Source organism: Neglectibacter sp. CSJ-5, from assembly GCF_032490475.1.
Classification (GTDB): Bacteria; Bacillota; Clostridia; order Oscillospirales; family Acutalibacteraceae; genus Hominenteromicrobium; species Hominenteromicrobium mulieris.
The window spans coordinates 657,730-676,970 of sequence record NZ_JAVYJC010000001.1 but is presented as its reverse complement, the minus strand read 5'-3'; the positions used below and the strand labels follow the sequence as shown (position 1 = coordinate 676,970).

General features: G+C 53.4%; 20 protein-coding genes. All 20 read right to left on the bottom strand.

What is annotated here, in order from left to right; translation table 11 throughout:
- Positions 1-83: 83 nt before the first annotated feature.
- The 20 genes from R2K26_RS03115 to R2K26_RS03020 all read right to left on the bottom strand — a co-directional run bounded on the left by R2K26_RS03115 (position 84) and on the right by R2K26_RS03020 (position 19,110).
- Positions 84-929: a hypothetical protein gene (locus R2K26_RS03115; RefSeq protein ID WP_316518737.1), complete on the bottom strand. Its 846-nt coding sequence runs from the start codon at positions 927-929 to the stop codon at positions 84-86.
- Positions 930-1,341: 412 nt separating this feature from the next.
- Positions 1,342-2,160, bottom strand: a complete 819-nt coding sequence (locus R2K26_RS03110) for a sugar nucleotide-binding protein (protein WP_176821201.1) — start codon at positions 2,158-2,160, stop codon at positions 1,342-1,344.
- Positions 2,161-2,226: 66 nt separating this feature from the next.
- A complete protein-coding gene (locus R2K26_RS03105; RefSeq protein ID WP_316518735.1) occupies positions 2,227-3,375 on the bottom strand; it encodes an aminoglycoside phosphotransferase family protein in 1,149 nt (382 codons plus the stop codon).
- Positions 3,376-3,732: 357 nt separating this feature from the next.
- A complete protein-coding gene (locus R2K26_RS03100) occupies positions 3,733-4,011 on the bottom strand; it encodes a hypothetical protein (RefSeq protein ID WP_316518734.1) in 279 nt (92 codons plus the stop codon).
- 161 nt (positions 4,012-4,172) lie between these two features.
- A complete protein-coding gene (locus tag R2K26_RS03095) occupies positions 4,173-4,907 on the bottom strand; it encodes a DUF3825 domain-containing protein (protein ID WP_316518896.1) in 735 nt (244 codons plus the stop codon).
- A 390-nt stretch (positions 4,908-5,297) separates the two neighbouring features.
- Entirely contained in the window at positions 5,298-6,014 is a 717-nt protein-coding gene (locus R2K26_RS03090; protein WP_316518733.1) for an N-acetylmuramoyl-L-alanine amidase, read from the bottom strand.
- Positions 6,014-6,460 (bottom strand): phage holin family protein, encoded by a 447-nt coding sequence (locus R2K26_RS03085; RefSeq protein WP_316518732.1) that lies wholly within the window; start codon positions 6,458-6,460, stop codon positions 6,014-6,016. Before R2K26_RS03085 ends, R2K26_RS03090 begins: the two co-directional genes overlap by 1 nt.
- Positions 6,461-6,472: 12 nt before the next feature.
- Positions 6,473-8,287: a DUF859 family phage minor structural protein gene (locus R2K26_RS03080; protein ID WP_316518731.1), complete on the bottom strand. Its 1,815-nt coding sequence runs from the start codon at positions 8,285-8,287 to the stop codon at positions 6,473-6,475.
- Positions 8,287-9,972, bottom strand: a complete 1,686-nt coding sequence (locus R2K26_RS03075) for a phage tail spike protein (RefSeq protein WP_316518729.1) — start codon at positions 9,970-9,972, stop codon at positions 8,287-8,289. Before R2K26_RS03075 ends, R2K26_RS03080 begins: the two co-directional genes overlap by 1 nt.
- Before the next feature lies 1 nt (position 9,973).
- A complete protein-coding gene (locus R2K26_RS03070; protein ID WP_316518728.1) occupies positions 9,974-10,624 on the bottom strand; it encodes a hypothetical protein in 651 nt (216 codons plus the stop codon).
- The gene (locus tag R2K26_RS03065; protein ID WP_316518727.1) at positions 10,625-14,374 is read right to left on the bottom strand and encodes a phage tail tape measure protein; all 3,750 of its coding nucleotides are present in this window, start codon (positions 14,372-14,374) and stop codon (positions 10,625-10,627) included.
- An 11-nt stretch (positions 14,375-14,385) separates the two neighbouring features.
- The gene (locus R2K26_RS03060; protein WP_316518726.1) at positions 14,386-14,985 is read right to left on the bottom strand and encodes a Gp15 family bacteriophage protein; all 600 of its coding nucleotides are present in this window, start codon (positions 14,983-14,985) and stop codon (positions 14,386-14,388) included.
- On the bottom strand, positions 14,982-15,323 hold the full coding sequence (locus tag R2K26_RS03055) for a DUF6673 family protein (RefSeq protein ID WP_316518725.1): 342 nt from the start codon (positions 15,321-15,323) through the stop codon (positions 14,982-14,984). Before R2K26_RS03055 ends, R2K26_RS03060 begins: the two co-directional genes overlap by 4 nt.
- An 11-nt stretch (positions 15,324-15,334) precedes the next feature.
- Complete coding sequence (locus R2K26_RS03050; RefSeq protein ID WP_316518724.1) at positions 15,335-15,835, bottom strand: hypothetical protein; 501 nt, start codon at positions 15,833-15,835, stop codon at positions 15,335-15,337.
- Positions 15,836-15,852: 17 nt separating this feature from the next.
- Complete coding sequence (locus R2K26_RS03045; RefSeq protein ID WP_316518723.1) at positions 15,853-16,284, bottom strand: hypothetical protein; 432 nt, start codon at positions 16,282-16,284, stop codon at positions 15,853-15,855.
- Positions 16,281-16,652, bottom strand: coding sequence for a minor capsid protein (locus tag R2K26_RS03040; RefSeq protein ID WP_316518722.1), 372 nt, complete (start codon positions 16,650-16,652; stop codon positions 16,281-16,283). The genes R2K26_RS03045 and R2K26_RS03040 overlap by 4 nt, the downstream gene beginning before the upstream one ends.
- Before the next feature lie 12 nt (positions 16,653-16,664).
- Entirely contained in the window at positions 16,665-17,006 is a 342-nt protein-coding gene (locus R2K26_RS03035; protein ID WP_316518721.1) for a DUF6751 family protein, read from the bottom strand.
- Positions 17,007-17,015: 9 nt separating this feature from the next.
- Positions 17,016-17,390 (bottom strand): hypothetical protein, encoded by a 375-nt coding sequence (locus R2K26_RS03030; protein ID WP_316518720.1) that lies wholly within the window; start codon positions 17,388-17,390, stop codon positions 17,016-17,018.
- Between the two features lies 1 nt (position 17,391).
- A complete protein-coding gene (locus tag R2K26_RS03025; RefSeq protein ID WP_316518719.1) occupies positions 17,392-18,498 on the bottom strand; it encodes a P22 phage major capsid protein family protein in 1,107 nt (368 codons plus the stop codon).
- 12 nt (positions 18,499-18,510) lie between these two features.
- On the bottom strand, positions 18,511-19,110 hold the full coding sequence (locus R2K26_RS03020) for a phage scaffolding protein (RefSeq protein WP_316518718.1): 600 nt from the start codon (positions 19,108-19,110) through the stop codon (positions 18,511-18,513).
- Positions 19,111-19,241 lie beyond the last annotated feature (131 nt).

Below are 19,241 nucleotides of genomic sequence, written 5' to 3'. Positions count from 1 at the left end.
TGTTAAAAAACGACACAAAGCATGAATATCCCCCGGCGAAAAGCCGGAGGATATCTACGCAATGCGTTCTGTTAAATTTTGCTTTACACGGTGCCGGTGATAACAACCTCCGCGGTGCCGGGTGTTGTGGCCCATGTGCCGTTTTCGTTTTGCGTATACTGCGCGGCGGGAACGGTGATCTGCCCCGGAAGCGTTGCGAACACGCCGGTCGTTTCGCCATACGTGTACTGCGTACCTGCTGTCCAAGCGGTGCCGTTAAACGTGACCGCAATGTTTTTGAGGATCGGGTCAAACGTATCGGTCAGCACGATGCGCTCGGCTTCGGAAGCTTCGGTGTTGCCCGTGTTTTCGATGACGAACGTATACGTAATCTGCCCGTTCCCCGTGACGACCGCAGGACACAGCGCTTTGCTGATGGTGAGCACCGCGCGATCCTCCGTGGAGACCGTTTCCGACGCGCTGACTTCCAGATTGCCGTCCGTGACATTTGCGGTATTCGTGATACTGCCGTCCGTGCCGAGCGGTGCATACGCTGTGACCTCTGCCTCGTAAACGAGCATGATGCTGCCGTTTGCGGGGACATTCGGAACTGTAATGACGAGCGGCGGCTCCGGCGTTGCGGTGGGCGCGGTCTGCAAGACTCCGTTTACATAATACCGAACAGAATTCGGCACATACGCGAGCGGATAGACGGTCCCGCTATTAAATTCATACGCGCCGAGGTTATCGGTGACCGTGAGATTTGTCACCGGCTGCGCACCGCTGTTTACGATAGAAAGGATATACGTAATCTTATCGTTTGCGGCGTAATTTTTCACCACGGCGGTTTTGGTAACGGTCAAGGCCTCCAAAAGCTCGCCCGTGACGGTGTTGGAATTCGTTGTGCCTCCGTTATACGAAAGCGTCGCGAAATTTGTAAAAGATGCCATAAAACCCCTCCTTGTTTTCGGGGACTTTCCCCTTGTACAAGTTATGCCGAAGGGGGTTTAAATGACACTTTTGAGCGTGTGGCTTTTTGCATTCTTCATGTCTTTTTAAGGAACCTCTTGATAGGGTTTCTTACGGCTAAACAGCCCACCGGACTGTTTAGCCTATCTTTCTGATCTGTTGTGAGGCAAAAGGATTTCGAGCTTTGCGGAGGTCGTGGGTGAGCCCGGCGTGCTGCGCATGCAACCGAAACTGGTGCGTGCGGCCTGTGAACGCGCCCATGCGCTCGACAAATTTCTTTAATTTTACATAATTTAGTTTACATAATGTTATTGACATAATTATATTTCGATCCATTAAAAATCTCCTTTGAAGAACCCATAGAACCGGGCTTCAAAGGAGATTTTCGTTTTGTTATTGGCCGAGCAGCGAAAGATTATAGTCCTCAATGCACGTCGCAAGGCCTTCGGCAGTCGTCTCAAATCCGCCGCCGGCGTTTTTGAGCTTTGCACAGTTCATCCAGAGGTTTTCGCCGCCGGATTTTTCCTGCAAATTGAGCTTCATGCCTGTTTTTTTCATAAACAGTTCCGCAAGCGCGTACATGGAGACATCTGCCTCGCTGCCGAAGTTATACGCCCCACCGGGCAAGTTCACAGCCTGCAAGGTCTGCTCTGCAACCTCGCGCACATAGGTGATGCCGCGAAATTCCTCTTTGGAAAGTGCAAGCGGCTTTTGGGTGATGGCGGCGTTCAGGAACATCGTGATGAGGTTGCTGCGGTTCGGCACACCGAACATGGGCATGTCATACATCCACGTCGCACGCAGCATGACGGCATTCGGGTCGATCGCGAGAACGCGGTTTTCCATTTCCAACTTCTCTTCGGCGTAGAGATTTGCGGTCGCAACGTCGTCTTCCGTAAACGGCTTATCGCCCTTTGCGCCGCTGTACACCTGATCGGAGCTGAACAACACGAGCTTCGCACCGTTTGCGGCTTTGGCTAAATACTCCGGCACCAAAACATTTGCGTGGTACGAGCCTTCCGGGTCTTTGGCACACGCACCGATGTCCGAGATTGCCGCGGTGTGAAGGATGGCGTCCGGCTGCACGGTGTCGATGAGACGGTCGATATCCTCTTTTTCCGCCCCGCGCAGAGACGGCGCACAAATAACGGGCGCCGCCGCACGGATGCGTGCCCCTACAAAGCCATTTGCGCCGGTCAACAGAATTTTCATGATAAACTCCCCCTGTTTTTAAAAACGACCCGACAAAACTGCCGGGTCGTCTGGATGCAAAATGAATTATGCGTTTTCGGTCTCTTTGTAGCGGCGTGCGCAGTCCTGCACGATGGCGTTCATCGCGTCCATTTTATTCAGCATGTCCTTTGCAAGGGCAATCTGGCAGCGCGTACGAACAAGGTTATGCTGCGGCTTTTTGACCTTGAAGTACTTATCGCCGACGATGTAGTCCGCAAGGAAGCGCGTTGCAAGCTCGCAGGTAAGCGCAAAGCAGCTGAGCGCCAGCGTATCCACTTCGGTTTTCGTCAGAGACGCGGCGGTCTTTTTAAGGAAGCCCTCGGCAAATGCCCAGAAAATATTGAGGTTTACGCCGGCCTTTTCCGGATAATCGCAATCTTCTTCCACAAAATTTGCAGCGAAGCGGATGGCATCGCCGAAATCGTGGCCGACAAGGCCCGGCATAACGGTATCCAGATCGATGACAACGAGCGCCTCGTGCGTCTTCTCATCGAACAGCACGTTGTTGATCTTTGTGTCGTTGTGCGTAACGCGCAGCGGAAGCTCGCCTTTTTCAAAGAGGTCGGTCAGGCGGCAAGCCTCGTCCTCTACGGAAAGCAGCCAATCGAGTTCTTCGCGCACCTCTGCCACACGATTGCACGGGTCGGCAGCCATGTCTTCCTTCAGCTTCTCATAGCGCTTGCGCGTATTGTGGAAATCCGGGATTGTGTAGAAAAGGGAGTTCGCATCGAAATCTGCCAACATCAGTTGGAAATCGCCGAACGCCTCACCTGCACTGCGCACCACGTTCAGATCGTCGCAGGTATCGAACGTCACAGACGGCACGTAGTTGCTGAGCCGCCAGAAGCCGTCATTATCCATCAAATAGTTGACGCCGTGCTTCGTGTGATGGAAATGCAGGCTTTTCGTATCCGGGCATTTTTCGCGGATGTGCTCCGTGACACGGTCAATGTTCTGCATCAGCTCAATCGGGTGCTGAAACGCATATGTATTGACGCGTTGCACAAGGAAAGACTTAATCCTTGCCATGCCGGTACCGTCATCGCGAATATAATTGACTTTGTAGGTGTGGTTCACGTTGCCCATTTTGATTTCTTCGTACGAGAAGAACGGGCCTTCAATGCGGAATTCTTCGCCGACCTCGAGTAACTTTCGGGCGATCTCCGGGTTCATGTCCATTTCTGGAATACTCATAATCCTCTGCTCCTTCAATTTTCTGGCAGTTTGGCCTTTGCTTTTTTTAAGCATAAACATATAGGGATAACTATAAAGATTATAGCAGAAATACGGCAAATTTCAAGTCGAAATTATGAACAGGCGCAAAAAGGCCGTTTTTCTTCAAAAATGATATACTGCCGAATACTCTTTTGTCTGCATGACCTCTCAAAAACACAAACAAAAAAGGACTCTGCATCTCTGCAAAGTCCTTCTTGGAGCTGCTAACCAGATTCGAACTGGTGACCTCGTCCTTACCAAGGACGGAAAGAAATCAGGCTTTTCGCGGGTTTTCTGCCTTTTTTCAGCATTTGACAACTTTTTTGACTACCCGCGCTAAAACGCCACAATAACCCTATACCTCTCATCAAGCACTTCTCCGGTGTCACCCCGCGCGTCAAGCTGCCACGTGGTGCGCACCGTATACAAAAACAGATGCACACGGTTCATATGTACGGCGACGGCATAGACCGCCACGGTCGAAAGCGTTGTACTTGTTTGCTTGTCGTCGTATGAAAGCAAAAGCGTCGCGTTGTCGAGGTCATTTTCAAACGGCGTGTGCCCTACACGTTCAGTCCAACGGTCAAATTTAATCTTCATCTGCTCTTTTGTCATAGCTATCCCTCTTTTGACATATCATAGCAGATTTTTGCAGGCCTGTTCAAGATTTTCCTGATATTTTTGCCGCACCTTTTTATAATATGATCGATAAATCCGTCAAGCGCCCCGCGGCTACTCATCCTTCAGCCTGGGGCGCTGTTTTTTTGTGTTTCAAGTTATGTTCGTATATGAATAGCTTCAGGGTTTGAAACAAGCCAGTCACTTTCTGGCTTTGCAATAAGTCTTGCATTATTATAAGCCATATCAAGAGTAAGACATGTATGCCCGGTGTATATACCATCTTCTAACCCAACAGCTAAAGACAAATCAACTACAGAAGGATCCCCTAAACTTATTGGAATAAGAAACTGAATTTTCCCATTAAAATATTGCGGTACTGCCGCTTTATAGTTTTCCATTATTCTAATTTTTGCAAAATCTAATGCAGCTCCCTTAAAGAGCATAGCTAAATTAGGTGAATCTCTATATATTTTTGGGATTCTTTGCCTATTTCTTTCATCTTCTAATATGTGATCTATATTGACTCTCAATTCATGTTTCGTATCATATATCAAATCTTCAACTTTGTCAAAATAATGAGCTCTCTCCGGCAAAGGTGAAATCGATCTTAATTCACGGCTAGACTCTTTATAAAATCCCCTGAGTTTCCATTTTACTTTATAAGCAGGGTCATTCCTTTCAAGTAACGCAAATATTGGTTCAAAGTTTGTGGTAAACAATCCCGTATTAAAACAAGCGTTCTTTTCATTGCTAAACAGATAGTTTCCATTAGGATATTTTCTATTCAATGAATTCAGCCGATTATATGTATGGTCAATATAGTTTACAAGAATTTTATGATCAACATCTTGCTGATCTCTTAAATAATCCCACCGTTCAGGACGCGCCAGATGTAATAGCTCTTCTATTTTGTCTGGATAATTAGGTGTATAACATTGATAACGAAAATTAAAAAAAAGGCTTTCCCATTCTATTCTCCTTCTAAGTAAATTTAGAATTAACTGTTGACAAATCTAAATAATTGAATATAATAAGAACTAAGAGGACTAGTGAGCGGTTACCTCGTCAATTTTTAATGCTCACGACTTAAAACATGCAACTCAATCGTTGCGGGGCTACGCTTGTGTAGCCCTTTTTCTTTATCGTTCTTTTATTTTTGGTATTATTATAGAACATATTTCTAAATATTACAAGGATATTCGATAAAGAAAAATAAAAAAGGCGCAGAGCCTGCTCGGAAATCCCGGCAGCCCTGCGCCTTTCGCTTTATGTATTTACTTTTAGACCTTTTTCACCCAGTCGCGTGCGATCCAGCCGCCGGCTTTGAGACGGCCCCAGCCCTTGGCGGAGCCGGGGCCGCTGCGCTCCTCAACAATTGTATAGCGCAGCGTGTCTTTGATCTGGCCCTGCACGCCGTAGTTCGTACCGGGACCTTTGCGGATGTTCAGCGGGTCACGGCAATTCTTTCGAATAAGATAGGACTTGAACGTTGAAGGCTTTGCGGCAGAAGCACTCGAGTTCATATACGTCTTGACCATGTTTACGAATCGCTGCCAGCCCTTGTCGAGCGTGCGATGAGGGCAATATTTGCCGTCAAAGTCCTGGTGCTTTTTCAGGTGAGAAATATCCCACCCCCGCTCTTTCAAGAGTTTCGCTGCGTATTCAGCTGCGTTCTTTTCAGCTTTATCGAACTTAGCACCGCCAGACAGAGACCAGCAAATCTCGATGTGGATTCCGTGCGCATTGCCGTCTCTCGGGCCGGCAGCAAATGCGCCTCTGTTGAGCGGAATACCGATCACAATTTCTTTCTCGTCTACCGCGACATTGAACGAGACGGCACTGTCGTTGCGAATCATATATGCCACTTCGTTCGCAGCAGACGCATCATTGCCCGTGTTGTGGATAACGATGTACTTCATGTCTTTTGCGCATGATTCTACGGGTACTTTCAAATCATATTTGCTCGGGCTAAGTAAGTTTTCTCTAATCGGTACCATTATTTTTCCTCCTCTTCTTTACTTACGGTGTTCTTCAATCTCTCCAACAGTTTAGACAGCCGCGGAAACCCCGGCACGCCGATGGCGGCGAGATTTTCCATGACGGAAATGAGCTCGTTGATGATGAGCCAGATTGCGACCAGCAGACCGCAGAAAAGCTCGATGTGCAGGTTGATGCCCGCCTGTACCAGGGCGCCGCGCAGCAGATAATCCACGCCTGCGCCTACGGCGACCATGGCCATATAGCAAAGCTTTTTGAGAATACCTTTCACGCCGATGCGCGAGCTAAGCTGCGCCGTCATGTAGGCTTTGACCATGCCGGTGACGTAATCGATCACCATCATGCACAGCAGCACGAGCACCGGCGCGGCCAGCTGCCCGCAGTATGCCGCGACCCCCGCCCCAACGACTGCCGTTACGGATTTAAGTACAGTTGCTTTGTTCATTTTTTTGCTCCTTTATTTTAAATAAAAATTATAATCTACGGTGCCGAAAGCTCTTTCGCCGCCGCCCAGTGCAAAATATTTGCCCGTCGCATACTCGGGCAGCCCGGTCGCATTTACTGCTGACGTATTGTAGATGTGGCAAAGCACAATGCCGACCGAATTAGGATGCTGCGTGCCGATACACAATAGCATATATTTATTCGGATAGGCTTTGCACACCCAAATAAGCCACTGCTTAAAGTATTCGGAGCCGCTTGATCCAGTAAGTCCCAGTGTGCCATAGGTAACACGCGGCACAAACACGATTGGATTAGATGACGCATCATCACGATTTACGGGAGTATAACTATCGGCTTGCACCGTGCCCCGAATCCGCGTATTCCACGCCACGTCCAGCCAGTTCGCGAGCTCGGCCACTTTGCCGATGGCCGCCCCTGCGCTGCGTTTGAAGGATTGCAGCACACTTTTTGTAGACAGAGTACGCTGGATAAGTAAGCTGTTATACTTGTCCGCCACCGTCACGAGCACGTCGTAGGTGGTGGACGCGCCTATATTTCCGCCGCCGAGCACGGTTTTGCCGTTGTTGGTAACGTTCGCCGCGGTGCTGTAACTGCTCTCGGACTGCTTTTTGTATCGAGCTGTAATGCTCAAGGTGTTGCCGGTGATTGCGCTGTAACTCGCGTTGATCTTCACGGCAAAATATGTGCCTGCCTTTTTGCGGTTGCCGTCTGCATCGCAGCGGTACACGTCACACACCGCTACGCCGGGCTTTGTGTAGTCTATGACGTTGATCGCGCGCGTAGTGCTCGCTTTTCGTCCGCGCGAATCCGTTACCGTGGCCGTGAATGTGATGTTGCCCGCCGATGCCAACGTGCCGGTCGTAAGCGCGCCGTTTGTGGCCGTCCATCCGCCGCCGGTAATCGTGTACGAGGTGATGCTGCTGCCGTATGCGCCGGATGCTCCGGAAAGCGTCAGCTTTGCTTTGCCCATGCCCTTGACGTATAGACCCGTGCCGCTCGTGTCTTCGGCGAGCGCTGCCGAGAGCGTGCCCGCCGACGGAACTACGCTGCCGGGGACGGTGAGCGTGATGCTTACGGACTTCGTGCCGAGGAGCGTACTGCCGGAATATGTATCGCAATAGATTGTACCGCTGCCCGCCGTGGCGGACGGTATTTGATTTGCGAGCGACACCGGCGGCGTCCAGCTCACGCTGCTTGCAATGCCCGTGGCAATCGTTCCGGATGCGCCGCCGAACGCGTAGCGCAGTGTGTGCCTGTAGGCACTGTTTACCGCAGGCGTGTTGATCGTCACGCTCTTGCCCATCTCTACGGTTGTAGCACTTAAACTCGGCTGTGTTGCGGGCTCTTGCCAATCCACCTCAAGCGTTACAGCCGTCCATTTGAGATAATCCGTGTAAGAGCTGCCATTGTAGATGCAGTACGTATCGTACCCGGCGGCGATAGATGCCGCCATGAAAGCAACATCAAACGTTTTGGTATTATCCCACATGGGCGCTTTACAGCTGCCAAGCGCATTGCCTGTGCGGTGCCCTGCGTTGAGCGAGGTTTTAATGCCGCCCTGCGCGGCGGAGTTGTAGATGTATACCGTTTTGGTGGTCGCTGTGCCGTAGCCCGTCTGTCCGGTCGTCGCGGCAAGCTTTACGCTGTTGATGATCTTGCCCTTGAGCGCTGCAAGGCCCGGAAAGTACAGTACGCCGGTGCGCACACCTGTGCCGTCCCACTGGCCCTGCGAGGCGGTGCCCTCGCTTTTCCATCCCCACTTACTGTCGTAATAGTTAAGCTGGGCTTTATAGCTGTTTTTGCCCATCAGTCGTCCCCCTCAAACTCAAGATCAAACGTGTCGGCCTCCGCGTTGTACCGCCACATATACAAGCCCGTGTCGGCGTTGCCGAAAGACAAGCTGCCCGTGATATGCGCATCCGTGATATAAAGCATACGATTGGAGATATACGCGACGGTTTGACCGTTTTCAACAAACTCGAGCCGGTCGTTGGAGAGCACCGCCTGTATGGCGCTGTCGCTGCGGCCGAGAGTAATTCGCGCCCCCTCAAAGCGGATATACTGCTCTAAAAGCCGCTGATTTTCCGCTATCGTGCCGTTGGTGCTGTCAATGAGGTTTGTCACCTGCGTAAAGCGGTATTCGAGCTGGTCGCTCCATTGGGTGATGAGCAGTTGTTTAACGCTTTCGAGCTCTTCCGTAGAGACTGCGGTATCTTGTAAACGCCCGAGCGCGTCATACACGTTTTCAGTTGTCGTGGTCAGCTCCGTCCTGGTCTCCGTCACCGATGCCGTGATGCTGTCCATGTCCTTCCGCGCGTCGACTTTGTAATCGGTGAGCTCCTGCCGCACTTTGTCTGTGCGCTTCTGCATATCGCTTTTCACAAGGTCAAACTCTTGCCCAAGCTCTTTTTTGACGCTCGCGATGCCGCTCGTCACCGTTTTATACGTCCTGTTCAGCGTCACCGTGCTTTTGCCCGGGTCCACAAGGTTCTCCGTCATCTCGGCGACGGTCATGTAGGTGTCGAGGTTATGCGGGGCGCTCACGATGGGCAGCAGGTCGCCGACGGTGATGCGCTCATAATTGCCGCCGAGCGCACCGAAATCGACGGCGGTCAGCTTGATGGTCGTCGGCAGCACCTTGCGGGCTTCAAGCTCCGAATAGCCGCGCTTGATGAGATTTTCTTTCAGTGTCACATCGTCGCAGATGATCGTGTCGAAGATCCAGCCGAATTCCTGCACAGCTTTTTCGTCCCACACGTAATTTTTACCACCGTTGTCGATTTGCAGGCGCTCGTCCGTCTCGTTGCCGTCTGCGTCCGTCAGCTTGCAGCCAAGCGGGATGATCGCCGTTGCGAGGTTCGCGGTCGGCACGCTGCGGGCATACGTCAAAAGGTTCTGCCCGAACTTGATGCCCTGCCCGTTCACGTGCTTGTATTCGGCAAGGTAGTCGAGATACTGCACGCTGTTCTTCCAGCGCACCCGCAAAATGCCGCCGAGACGCTTTGTCAGCTTCTCGGTGATCGCGTCTTTGGTGTGTTCAAAATTCGAGTGTCGATATAAACTGTCGTTGCTGTCCGTCACGGTCACTTCGCCGACCGTAAACTGTTTGTACGCGTCGTCTTGCACAGCCACATTATGGTTCTGAACCAACGTTTCAAGATATGTGCGCACCGTCATGTTGTGGTATTCGGCAAACGGCTGCACGGAGTCTCCGAGCCATGCCAGCGCCCCCTCTGCTGTGACCGTCACAAGCCCCGTGTCGTTCTCCGTCACGTTGAGCGGTGAACCGCGGAAATATAACGCCCCGTCCCTGTACACCGAAATAACGCTGCTGCGCGCTTTGATGCGGGACAAATACGGGTGCGTCGGCGCCAGTACAAACGCCAGCGTGCCGGCAATGTTCTGCCCGGTCTTGAGCGTGCCGGAGATGAGCTGCAGAACGGGGTTATCGGGCTCATACAGCGTTATACCGTCACAGGTGATGCGGTACATATCACAGCACCCCCTCGCGGTAACGAATCGTCATCGTGCCCGTGCCGTTCAGCGTAAAGGTGTTCACGCCCTCGCTGAGATAAATCTCCGGGATGGTATAGCCTCCGGTCTTCATGATGGTATACTGCGTGCCGGACGCTGTTTTCACGGTCATGCCGGCTGCGTCCGTCACAAATTCCGGAATCACGGCTTTCTGTGCGTTCAAAAGCGCTATGGGCAGCTCTTCGCCGGTCAAGACATACGTTTTTTCCGTTGGAAACAGCGCCATGCGGTACGGCTGGCAATCGACCGTCAGCGTGTGCGTGGCGGCAAGGCCGTCTACAGTATGCTCCCACGCAGCACGTCCCGTGAGCACATGCTCGGGGTCGCTGTCCGTGAGAAGCTCCACAAGCCTTCCGTGGTGCGCCGTGTTCAGTGCCGCGCAAGCTGCATCGTATGATGTGCGGCTTTTATATACGCAGTCAAATTCCGCTGTCAGCGTGCGGTTTTTGTAGGTCACACGCCCGCGTGCGGCGGTCGCATCCAGCACACCGTCAGCACCGGGAATATCGATGGTGTAAAGCCGCGGCTCCGGCGGATCCAGTGTGCAGCTCAGACAGCAAAGCCCGAAATCGTCGAACGTGTGCTTGTCGTTGATCGTCAGTCCCCACATTTAAAAGCGCCCCCTTTCTTCCAGTTCGTATAAGTCGTTCAGCCGTTCGTTGATCTCCGGCGCAATCAGCCTGCCGACCGCTTCGCCGTCAAGGTCGATGCGCATACCGAGCAGCGCTTGCAGCAGTGCATTTGCTCCGCTTTTCGACGTACCGAGCAATTCTTTCAACAACGTCAAGACCTGCTCCATGCGGCTGCCGAGCACGGCTGCTTCCTCGCGCAGTTCTTCAACGCCGCTGTCTTCCTCGTGCAGTGTCGCTTTCTCCGCCGCGCGAAGGTCGCGCCGCTCCTGCACCTGCACGGTAACGGTCTCATTGCGTTCACGTACGGCGCTGCGCAGCATGTCCACAATGCCGGAAAGCTTCGCCGGGCTGAGCTGCCGCACGATACCTTTCGCAATCTCGTCATACACCGAGGTTTTGAGCGGCAGCAGCGCTTCGTGTCCGGCTTCGCCATATTCGTTGATGCCCGTCACCGGGTCCCACAGCCGTGTGCGCTTTGTGAATACGCCCGCTGCGTGCTTGTGGATCTCCGGCGTCATACCGCCGCGCGCATACTTCGTAACGCCGCCCCGCGCCCAGTACCCGCCCGCCGCATGAGAGGTGCGGACAGTGGCATAAACAGGATTATTGTTGAGATACGACTGGATTTGGGCTCGAGCATTTGCTGCCGCATTGTAAGCGTTACCGATATTGCCCATACTCGGTGCCGATACTTTCCCGGATTTCATACGAGAATCGATCTCTTTGATTGCTTCATCGGCAGCCGACTGCATAGTTGGAATTTTACTTTTCCAACCTTTAATAACCTCTTGCCCAGACTTTTCGCCGCTGGTGTACAAAAGCTTGCCGTTGCTGTCAATCGTCATGCCCATACCTTTGAGCGTATCGTTGAGGCTTTCCTTTGTTTCCGGCGAAAGGCGATCGATGTTTTCCATAAAACCATCGACCATTTGTTGCGTCGTCGAATCCAAATCATCGTAAGCGCTGCCCGATTCTGCCACCATCTCAAGCAATGTAGCGATTTGCTTTTGCGTGGCTTCATCCAGATTTGCCGCTCGGCGGTTATTGGTACTCGCTTCTTTTGCGGTGTATCTTTCGTTAATGTCATTGAGTTCCTTCTGCAAATTATCGCGTGCAGTATATTCGTCTGCACCTTTTTGCTTCATCTCATCGACATAGCTTTGGTAAACGTCTATAAGCTCCTGTTTGTAGGCATTGGCATTGGCGGTTTCTTCCGCGGCAATCATTGCCTGTTCTTCTGACCACGCATGTGCGAGGTCTGCGTTTTTGGCATATCCCTGTGCGATGATCTCACTGGTGTCGTTGCATTTAGCGTTTGCTGCGTCCACAGCCGCTTGATATTCCTTTGCAGCCGTGTTTATTGCATCCTGATACGCCTGCTCGGCCAGCGCTTTTTGTTCCTCGTTTTTACCTGCCTCGGAATTTAAAACCGCTTCGCGTTCTTGTTCGGCGTAGGCGATGGCTTGTGTATATTTGTCGCTTGCACTGTTAATAACTGCGTCGCGTGTCGTCTCGGCTTGTGCTGCAATACGTGCAGCGTATTCCGTGTATGATTCGGCGGTCATATTCTCTGCGTCGAGCAAATTGCTCGCCTGCGTCAGGACGGCATCTTGATAAGACTGCTGTATCGCGAGCTCCTGCTCGGATAGTGACCTCATCTGTGCAAACAGATCTTGCAGCGTCTGGATTTCAGCCTCCGTATAGCCTCGACGCTCGTCTGATGCCGTTTTCATAATCGCTGTGATCTGCGCTTGCACAGCATCCATTTCGGCAGCGAGCTCCTGCTGCTTGTCCTTTGCAATGCCCATTGTGGACGTTAAGGCGTCCAGCGAGCCGTCTGCGGCTTTTACTGCATCCGACCAAGCACCGTACTGATCAAGTACCCCCTGACAGCTTTCCGCAAGATTTTCCTGCGATTCGGCTAAACGCTCCGCAGAGGTAACAGTATCCTCCTGCATAGCGACTACTGTCACAAGGATAGCCACTAAAGCGGCAGCGCCGGCGACCGCAAGCGTAAACGGATTAAGCGACATCGCCGCTGTTAGCCCTTGAAATGCCGTCGTAGCGCCTTGTATCCATGTTGCGGCGTTCTTTGCAATGGAGAGTGCTGCAAAGGCGGTTGCAGCCGCAGAAACTAACGGTAAAACAACGTCAATATGGTTGCAAAGGAATTCGATCATATTTGCCAGCACTTCTATGCCGCCTTCCGCTGCTTTAATGGCAGCAGATGCCATTTTTTCAATGATCGGCGTGATTTTCCCAATAGCATTGCTCACAGACCGCGAAATGTCCGAAAAGCTTTTTATGATCGTGCTGCCAAGTGAATCGATTTCTTTGCCGAGCTTGTACCCCACGAGTTGTTTTGCAAACGCCGTGATGAGTTTCAAGCCTGCCTTTCCGGCTTCCGGTACAAATTTCAGCAATGCGTTGACGATAGATTTACCTACGTTCACGGCAGCCGTAGAGAGTTTACGGGCATTTTTGGATATTCCCTGCACAAACGATACGATCATGTTTGCACCGGCATCCACCATTTTCGGCGCTGCCTGCGCTACCTTTGTCGCCGCACTCGCGAGCACTGTACCCAGTGTCGATACAGCACCTTCAATCCCTTTAGCTTCAAAAGCTCGCTGTAACTGCCCTGTGTACTCCGTAGCGGTCTCCACAGCGTTTTTCATCGGCGTACTGATTTCTTCATACACCGTAATGCCCAGCCCCTCCAGCGCGGATTTCGCGATGGTCACGGCGCCCTTGAGGTTGTCCTGCATGGTGTCTGCCATAGACTGCGCCGCACCGTCGGAATTCTGTATGGCTTCGGTCAGTGTGTTGAAATCTTCATCGCTTGCATTGACGATTGCAAGCAGGCCGGACATGCCTTCCTGCCCGGCGATAGAAGCCGCATACTGCGCCTGCTGGTCTTTCGTGAGATTTTTGAAGCCTTTGCGCATATCGAGTATGACTTCGCCGAGGGACTTCATGGTGCCCTCACTATCCGTCAGCGATATGCCGAGGTCTTCCATCGCGGCTTCCACTTCGTCGGTCGGCTTTGCAAGGCGCGTGAGCGTCTGCCGCAAAGCTGTGCCCGCCTGGCTGCTCTTGATGCCGCTGTTCGCCATCAGGCCGATCGCAACGGCGGCGTCTTCCACGCTGTACCCGAGTGCACCGGCAACAGGCGCGACGTATTTAAATGTTTCGCCCATCATGCCGACGTTGGTATTCGATTTGCTCGAAGCCTGCGCCAGCACGTCCGCAAAGTGTCCGGCTTTGTCTGCGGAAAGCCCGAACGCCGTCATGGCGTCCGTCACGATGTCCGATACCGTGCCGAGATTTTCACCCGATGCCGCCGCAAGGTTCATGGCACCCGGCAAGCCCGAGAGCATTTTGTCGGTGTCCCAGCCCGCCATTGCCATATATTTCAGCGCTTCGGCGGACTCCGTCGCACTGAATTTTGTGGTCGCGCCCATCTCTTTTGCTTTCGCGGTGAGGGCTTCCAAATCCTTGCCCGTAGCGCCGGATATGGCGGCGACCTCGCTCATACCGGCTTCAAAGTCCGAGCCGACCTTTACGGCAAACCCGCTCGCAGCACCCAGCGCGCCGGAGACTGCCGCGACCGATTTCAAAACCGTACCTAACCCCTTAGGCGCTAAGCCCGAAAGTTTGTTGATACCCTTTTCAAATCCCGAGGTGTCAAGGTCGGTCAATATTTTGATAGAACCGTCAGATGCCAAACCGTCACCTCCTAAAACGCCGAAGCAAATGCAGCGGCAAAATCATCGTCGCGCTGTGCGTCGGTGCGCAGATCCGGCAGCGCATACGCACGCTTCGCCCTGCGCAGTGCCGCACGGTCTTTGGCGCTCATGCCGTTTTCAAACTTCGCCGTGCGAATGTGCATCACGCGTGCCATTTCGGTGTTCTCTCCGAGTGCTGCGAACATGGAGGAAAACTTCCACCAGTGCAGAAACGGCACGTCGTACAGATCAAGCGCGTACTGCTCCCGAAACGACGCGTAAATGCGCTGTTCATCGGCGGCAAAGGAATACGGGAGCGGCTCGTTTTTGCTCGCTACGTGATCTTCTTTCGGCGCTTTGCCGCAGCGGTAAAACCACAAGATTGCTTCAAAAAGTGCCTGTGCTTTGCCTTCCAGTACCAGCGTTTGCAGCATCGGCATAGTCTGCGAGGTAAAATACAGGTCCAGCATCTCCGCAACACGCTGTTCGTCGGTGCACGTTGGGTCCTGCATCAGCTCCTCAAAAGCAGCAGAGGCACGGAAATCCGCGTTGATCGGGATCTCCGTGCCGTCCACCATGATGCTTTCGGGCAATGTCTGCCACGAGGTCATTTGATATAGCTTTTGCCGTTCAGAGCGCGCATCTGCTCGCTGAGCTGCGCGTCCGCCTCATATCTCGCGGTCACGAGCGCATCCACCGCATTCATGCAGCGCATCATATCGCAAGTCGCGCCGAAGATCTTCTTCGCCGTGCCGTCGCCGAAAATCATGTCCAGCACCGCGAAAACAGATTTGCACACGTAGCGGATCTGCTCGCTGCCGCTCTTTTCCTTCGGCACGTTCTGCATCTGCTCACCGAGCATGAGCATCGCTTTTTCAAAGCATTCCACAGCATCGGCGTCCGCGAAGTTGTATTCGAACTCGGTATTTTCGATTTTGAACTTGTACATGCTGCGCCTCCTTATGCAAACGTAATGGTCTGCCAGTCGTCGTCCGTGGTAGCCGTGCCGGTGACTTTCTCACCCTTCGAGCGGAAATTGCCCGTGTAGGTATATGCGTCCATGCTGCCGCCTTCGGAATCCGGGATGACGGCATAATCGCGCTTCATGGCGGGTGCGGTCGTTGCCGTGGCACCCGTTGCGGAGAGGTCTACAAGGATCAGAGAGCGCACGGCGTTGCTGCCGATCAGCTCATCGTCTGTGATCTTCACAATGTCCGCATGTACCGGGTCGCCCGCGTACTGGTCGAAACCGTAAGATGTGGACGGCGAATAGCCGGTGACGTCCGTCTGCTCAAAAAGCTCGTCTACATACTGACGGGTATACTCCTTCGCGTTTTTGGATGTAGATACGTCCGTAAAGCCCTTCATACGGTGGTAAGTAGTTGTATCGCCGGACGCTGCCGGAACGCCGTAAAAGAGCACCTTTTGGCTTCTGGGTACCAAAGTTCTGGTATCTGCCATAATTCAAATCATTCCTTTCAAAATTCTTTTAAATAGAGCAAACGGCACTGTATCTGGTACCGCTGGACCTTCTGCTGCATGTCCGCGCTGATACAGTAACCGTTTGTCAAAACTTCTATTTTCTGTGCCGTACACCCGCGCGGCAGCTCGGGCAAAACACCGCTTTCGCTCTGCATCTCCAGCCAGTCGGCAAGCTGCTCGTAAAAGCCGCTCACCTTGAGGTTTTCGATTTCATCCCGGCTGTAATACTCGCTTGATGCGATGACGAATTCTGCCTGCCGCAGGCTGCTGCCGTCCGTGTACTGCCGCACAACGGGCTCTGCGGGGACTTCATCGACCGTATACGCGATCGGTTCGCCCTCGAGGTAATTCACGCGTATCAAGCCGTTATCAAAAAGAGGACACCCGGAAAGATACTCCCGGATGCCCGCCAAAACCGATATGCTCATTTTCCCGCCTTTCCGCCGCAGAACGAAGCGATGCTCTTATTGAGCGCGTCGCCCTTATCCGCCATCATGCGCTTGTCCCAGTAGGCGCCGCGCAGGCATTTGTAGTTGTGCGCATTCTGCTTTGTAAGCCCCTGCCTGCCGCTGCCGGCGTTGGTGTAATACTGCACCGCCGCGTATGGCTGCACGTACAATACGCCGTCCGTGAGCACCTGCGCGGTGTTTTTCAGCATGCCGGTGTCAAACGGCACATACGGGTCACAAAGGCGTTTCACTTCGCTTGCGACCTTCTTTCTGCCCGTGTCGTTCAAATGGCGTTTCGCTTCCATTTTTACAAGCGGGTCAAGCTTCAGTTCAATGCTGACTGCCATATACACCGCCTTTCAAACCGCAAAGATATGCCAGTGCGGCGCCATCACGGTTCGGCGGTTATCCCGCACCGCTTTCACCGTCACCGCGTGGTATCGGTGCTTGAGCAGTGCAGCCGCCGGCGGGTCTCCGTCAAACGTGCCGCGCAGCAGCATGTCGTTTTCTTTTGGTGCAAAGCCCTGCGGCGCGTATTCCGCGGGGATGCGGCACTCCGTGACCTGCGCGAACGTCATGCCCTTATCCGTCAGCTCCGAAGTGCTTTTGCTGTACCAGGAGCCGAAAAGCGGAATGGCTTTTTCAACGCGGTCGCGCTCATCGAGCACGAAATACGTGAGCTGTTCCTTACAAAGCTGCATGCTGCCCTCCTACCGAATACCGGCGTAGCGCAGCGGGTGCGCACGCGGCAGGTAAATTTCAGCCACGTCCATACGGTGCTGCGCAAAGTCTTTCGCGAGCTGTGCGGCGTCGCCGAGCGTTTCGCTGTACCCGTCCGTCGTGAACGACTTCACGCCCGCCCGCTGCATCTGCTCCCGGCGTGCGCTTTGTTCCGCGGCGTATACGTCCGCCACAGCACAAGCCGCAAGCTGCACGTCATCGGGAATTTCTTCCGCACCGCGCAGCCTGCCGAACGTCAGCGTGTCGATATATGCGCACGCCGCACGCATCGTCTGCGGGAAGTTCTCCGCTTCCATCGCACCGCCGTATGTGCTGCGGTAGAACTCAAAACCGACCGTCCACATGTCAACCCATCGCACGCACGGCGAGCTCCGGGTAGATCGTCTTGTACGCGTACAGCACGTCCATGGAGAGCATCTCGCGCTTATACTTCATGTCATAGCCCTTTGTAACGCGCAGGGAAATGCCATTGTAGCTCGTGGTATAGCAGTCCACACCGGCGGGCGTAACGAGCGGACGGGTGACAAACGCGAATGCCGGGGCAACGAATGCCAGGTTTGCGGTGTGGTTGCCTGCGACCGTCACGTTCGTCGCGGTCGTAACATCCTTTTTGAGTGCCGGATAGATCGGCACTGTGATCTCGTTCGAGGCTGCCGCAGCATCCACCGTGACCACATACGTGTCGCCGAGGATCGTCAGAATATCGCCCTTCTTGAGCGCGCCGGTCACGGCAGTCGCCGCGAGGGTGAGCTGTGTTGCACCTGCCTTTGTGGCTTCCTTCGGCTTGACGGCGGCGGAAAGCGTACCGGCAGTGTGATGCTTGACCGCCTGCGACATGTAGTTGTCGAGACCGAACAGTCTGCCGATGGAGCCCTCACGCAGCGCTGCTGTGCTGCCGGACTTTTCCGCGTTGACAATCGCCGGAATCGTTGTGAACGCTGCATCCGCTTCCACGTCCCACACGGCACGTCTGCCGCTCGTCGGTACCTTGTTAGCATTGAGTACCTTGCGCACGGCGGTGATGTCCTCAAGCTTGCTCGGCGTGGTGCCCGGCGTGCCGCAGACATACGGAATGTCCTTGTAAAGTGCAAGGCCATCGCTGTTGATCTTCTGGGCGAGCGCGACAGCCGCAGGCTCGATAAACTGGCGGTTGAGGTTGTCGATGTTCAGCGCACCCTCCAGCGCGGAGATTTCCACGTCTACCGTCGCAATCTTGTCGAGCTTGACCGTTACGGTCTGGCTGTCGTCGATGTCCTGCATCTCAACGCCCTTTGCTGCGTCAAACTCCTTTGCTTCCAGCTTTGCGGGCTTGCGGATCTGAATTTCGTCGCCGCGCTTCTGGAACGTGTCGGAATAGTCCCTGTATACAAGGTTCGGGAATACGAGGTTTTCGATCAGACGCGGCAGCGCCTGGCGTGCGACCTCTTTGATGGTTAAAAACTGATTTGCCATAATGACCTCCTGTTATTTGTTATCTTTGAGCACAGCGGCATAATATTCCGCGTCGCTCATAGCATTGTAGTCGGGCATTCCGCCGCCGGCGTGCTGTGTGCCGCTGTTCAGACGGATGCCGCCCTGTGTACCGTTGTTTGTGTTCGAACTGCCAGCAGCGGAAGTCTCGAACATGTAGCCGCTTTCTTTCTGCAGGGTCTCCAGCGCTGCGGCAATGTCGCTGTCCTGGTTCTGGCTTTTTTGGAGGGCTTCCACGTCCAGCATCGCCTTGATGCCTTTCGTGCTCCTGCCGTGCCGGGAGAGGATCGCGTTATCGAGACGCGCGTCAAATCTGAGCTGTGCAATCTGCTCCGCAGCTTCTTTCTCTGCTTTTTCGGCTTTCTGCTTCCATTCATCGGCGGACTTTTTGATCGCGTCAACGTCCATAGACTTAAAGCCTTCGATCGTCTTGTTCGCATCGGATAAAGCGTCCTTCGCATTCTTCAGCTCTGTGTTTTTGGTGTTGAAATCCGCCTTAGAAACGAATGCTTTGCCGATCTCTGCGGAGACCTGCTTGTCGATGTCCTCGGTGTATTTGTCGCCGAGAATACCTTTCAGCCATTCAAGTGCCATAGTTTTTCCTTTCTTCTGCCGCGTCCTTTTTCTCGGGCCAGTCCCCGTTCTGCGGCCGCCCCGCTTCTTTTCCGCCGGGCAGGCGGTAATTTTGGGTATGAAAAAAGCAGCCCGGCGCCTAAGCGCTAAGC

Bases quoted from the DNA above. Each gene is read 5' to 3' on its own strand.
- R2K26_RS03040 (WP_316518722.1), bottom strand. From the start codon at position 16,652: ATGGCAGTCAGCATTGAACTGAAGCTTGACCCGCTTGTAAAAATGGAA.
- R2K26_RS03085 (WP_316518732.1), bottom strand. From the start codon at position 6,460: ATGAACAAAGCAACTGTACTTAAATCCGTAACGGCAGTCGTTGGGGCG.
- R2K26_RS03030 (WP_316518720.1), bottom strand. From the start codon at position 17,390: ATGTGGACGGTCGGTTTTGAGTTCTACCGCAGCACATACGGCGGTGCG.
- R2K26_RS03035 (WP_316518721.1), bottom strand. From the start codon at position 17,006: ATGCAGCTTTGTAAGGAACAGCTCACGTATTTCGTGCTCGATGAGCGC.
- R2K26_RS03055 (WP_316518725.1), bottom strand. From the start codon at position 15,323: ATGTACAAGTTCAAAATCGAAAATACCGAGTTCGAATACAACTTCGCG.
- R2K26_RS03110 (WP_176821201.1), bottom strand. From the start codon at position 2,160: ATGAAAATTCTGTTGACCGGCGCAAATGGCTTTGTAGGGGCACGCATC.
- R2K26_RS03105 (WP_316518735.1), bottom strand. From the start codon at position 3,375: ATGAGTATTCCAGAAATGGACATGAACCCGGAGATCGCCCGAAAGTTA.
- R2K26_RS03100 (WP_316518734.1), bottom strand. From the start codon at position 4,011: ATGACAAAAGAGCAGATGAAGATTAAATTTGACCGTTGGACTGAACGT.
- R2K26_RS03045 (WP_316518723.1), bottom strand. From the start codon at position 16,284: ATGAGCATATCGGTTTTGGCGGGCATCCGGGAGTATCTTTCCGGGTGT.
- R2K26_RS03080 (WP_316518731.1), bottom strand. From the start codon at position 8,287: ATGGGCAAAAACAGCTATAAAGCCCAGCTTAACTATTACGACAGTAAG.
- R2K26_RS03050 (WP_316518724.1), bottom strand. From the start codon at position 15,835: ATGGCAGATACCAGAACTTTGGTACCCAGAAGCCAAAAGGTGCTCTTT.
- R2K26_RS03070 (WP_316518728.1), bottom strand. From the start codon at position 10,624: ATGTGGGGACTGACGATCAACGACAAGCACACGTTCGACGATTTCGGG.
- R2K26_RS03075 (WP_316518729.1), bottom strand. From the start codon at position 9,972: ATGTACCGCATCACCTGTGACGGTATAACGCTGTATGAGCCCGATAAC.
- R2K26_RS03020 (WP_316518718.1), bottom strand. From the start codon at position 19,110: ATGGCACTTGAATGGCTGAAAGGTATTCTCGGCGACAAATACACCGAG.
- R2K26_RS03115 (WP_316518737.1), bottom strand. From the start codon at position 929: ATGGCATCTTTTACAAATTTCGCGACGCTTTCGTATAACGGAGGCACA.
- R2K26_RS03090 (WP_316518733.1), bottom strand. From the start codon at position 6,014: ATGGTACCGATTAGAGAAAACTTACTTAGCCCGAGCAAATATGATTTG.
- R2K26_RS03025 (WP_316518719.1), bottom strand. From the start codon at position 18,498: ATGGCAAATCAGTTTTTAACCATCAAAGAGGTCGCACGCCAGGCGCTG.
- R2K26_RS03060 (WP_316518726.1), bottom strand. From the start codon at position 14,985: ATGACCTCGTGGCAGACATTGCCCGAAAGCATCATGGTGGACGGCACG.